The organism is Streptomyces sp. NPDC006265 (genome assembly GCF_040613555.1).
Classification (GTDB): Bacteria; Actinomycetota; Actinomycetes; order Streptomycetales; family Streptomycetaceae; genus Streptomyces.
In genome coordinates this window covers 1-1958 of sequence record NZ_JBEXSH010001239.1, presented here as the reverse complement: position 1 = coordinate 1958, position 1958 = coordinate 1, and the positions used below count along the sequence as shown (strand labels likewise).

Annotated in this window: 2 protein-coding genes; both read left to right on the top strand. The window is 71.4% G+C overall.

Annotated features, from left to right (window positions below; all coding sequences use genetic code 11):
• Positions 1-122: 122 nt before the first annotated feature.
• Positions 123-935: an acetoacetate decarboxylase family protein gene (locus ABZ281_RS47545; protein ID WP_356664869.1), complete on the top strand. Its 813-nt coding sequence runs from the start codon at positions 123-125 to the stop codon at positions 933-935.
• Positions 936-1056: 121 nt separating this feature from the next.
• A partial coding sequence (locus ABZ281_RS47540; RefSeq protein WP_356664867.1) for an aldehyde dehydrogenase family protein occupies positions 1057-1958 on the top strand: 902 nt, incomplete at its 3' end.

Below are 1958 nucleotides of genomic sequence, written 5' to 3'. Positions count from 1 at the left end.
GCCCCCGCCGTGTCCGACCCCCCCGCCGGCGCGCTCGGCCGACCCTCCGCGGCTCGGGCTGCCGCCCGGTACCGCGTCGAACTGCTGAAGCAGCCCGCCCTCACCCCGCAAGGAGCCCTCTCGTGAACGGACTTCGTGGCTATTTCCATCCCAAGACGGCGACGGGCGCGTCGTCGCTGATCCCCTCCCCGCCGTGGCGCTACTCCGGTGACCTGCTCACCGTCGAGTACCGGACGGACCCCGCGCGCGTACGTGAACTGCTCCCCGAATCAATGGAGTTGGCGGACGAAGACCCTGGCGCGGTCGCCCTGATCTGGGCCGACTGGCAGTCCTGCTCGGCGTCGGGGGTGGAACTGCTGGACCCCGTGCGGGCGCAGTACAAGGAGGCGTTCGCGGTGGTGCGGTGCCGGTTCCGGGGACAGGCGTACTCGCGGTGCGTCCACATCTGGGTGGACAAGGACTTCGCGATCGCGCGGGGGCTGCACCAGGGCTATCCGAAGAAGCTCGGCTCCATTCACCAGACGCGGCCGCATCCCTATGGGCCCGCTCCGCGGATCGAGGCGGGGGCGCGGTTCGGGGCGACGCTGGCGGCCGCGGACCGGCGTCTCGCGCAGGCCGTGGTGACACTGCGGGAACCCTCCGAGAGCGGTGGGTTCGTCAATGCGCATCCCATGGCCCATCACCGGTGGCTGCCGTCGATCGAGAAGGGCAAGGGGCTCGCCCTCGATGAGTTGATCGAGTCCGGGGCCGCGGCCTTCGAGGGTGGTCAGGCGTGGGTGGGGGACGCGGAGCTGGAGCTGTTCGAGGCGCCTACGGAGGAGCTGGCTCGGCTGGAGGTACGGGAGCCGATCGCTGCGTATTACCGGCAGGTCGGGGTGGTTTGGGACGGGGGGCGGCTGCTGGAGAGTGGTACGTCCGGAGCGGTTGCCGAGTAGTGCCGGTGGGCGGGTGCGGGCTCGTTGTGGTTGTTCGCGCCCACGCGGCGGAGCCGCATATCGATACAGCCCCGCGCCCCTGGGGAAGTGCAGTGCCCCTCGTTCGAATGGAACTCTTCTCATGTCTGACAACATCACCGTCGCCGGAGTCTCCGTCGACACCCGGCACTGGATCGGTGGCAAGCGCGTCGCCTCCGCCGGGACCTTCACCGATCACTCTCCCATCGACGGCACCACGCTCGGCGAGATCGCCCGGGGCGGGCCCGCCGAGGCCGAAGCCGCTGTCGCCGCCGCCCGGGACGCGTTTCCCGGCTGGGCCGCCACCTCGCGCGCCGAACGCGCCCGCATCCTGCACGCCATCGCCGACGGGGTCGAGAAGCGGATCGAGGAGCTGGCGATCGTCGAGACCACCGACAACGGGGCGCTGCTCCGTTCCCACCGGCGGGGCGTCATGCCCCGCGTCGCGCACAACTTCCGGTTCTTCGCCGACTGGTTGCTCCGGCTCGACCACGAGGACTTCGAGACGCGCGGCCACACCAACCACGTCAGCTGGGACCCGGCCGGGCCCTGCGTGCTGATCACCCCGTGGAACGCGCCCCTGATGCTGGCCACCTGGAAGGTCGCCCCCGCTCTCGCCGCCGGCGACACCGTCGTCCTCAAGCCCGCTGAGTGGTCGCCGCTGACCGCCTCCCTGCTGGCCGACATCGCCGCGGAGGCCGGACTGCCCGCCGGTGTCCTCAACGTCGTCCAGGGGTACGGCTCCGAGATCGGCGACGCGCTCACCTCCCACCCCGACGTGCGCCGCATCAGCTTCACCGGGTCCGTGCCGACGGCCCGGCGGATCGCAGAGTCCGCCGCCGCGAACCTCACGCCCCTGAGCCTCGAGCTCGGCGGAAAGTCACCCCTGTTGGTCTTCGCCGACGCCGACCTCGACCTGGCCGTCGACCTCGCCGTGGAGCAGTACGACAACGCCGGGCAGGTCTGCCTGGCGGCGACCCGGCTGCTCGTCGAGGAGCCGGTGGC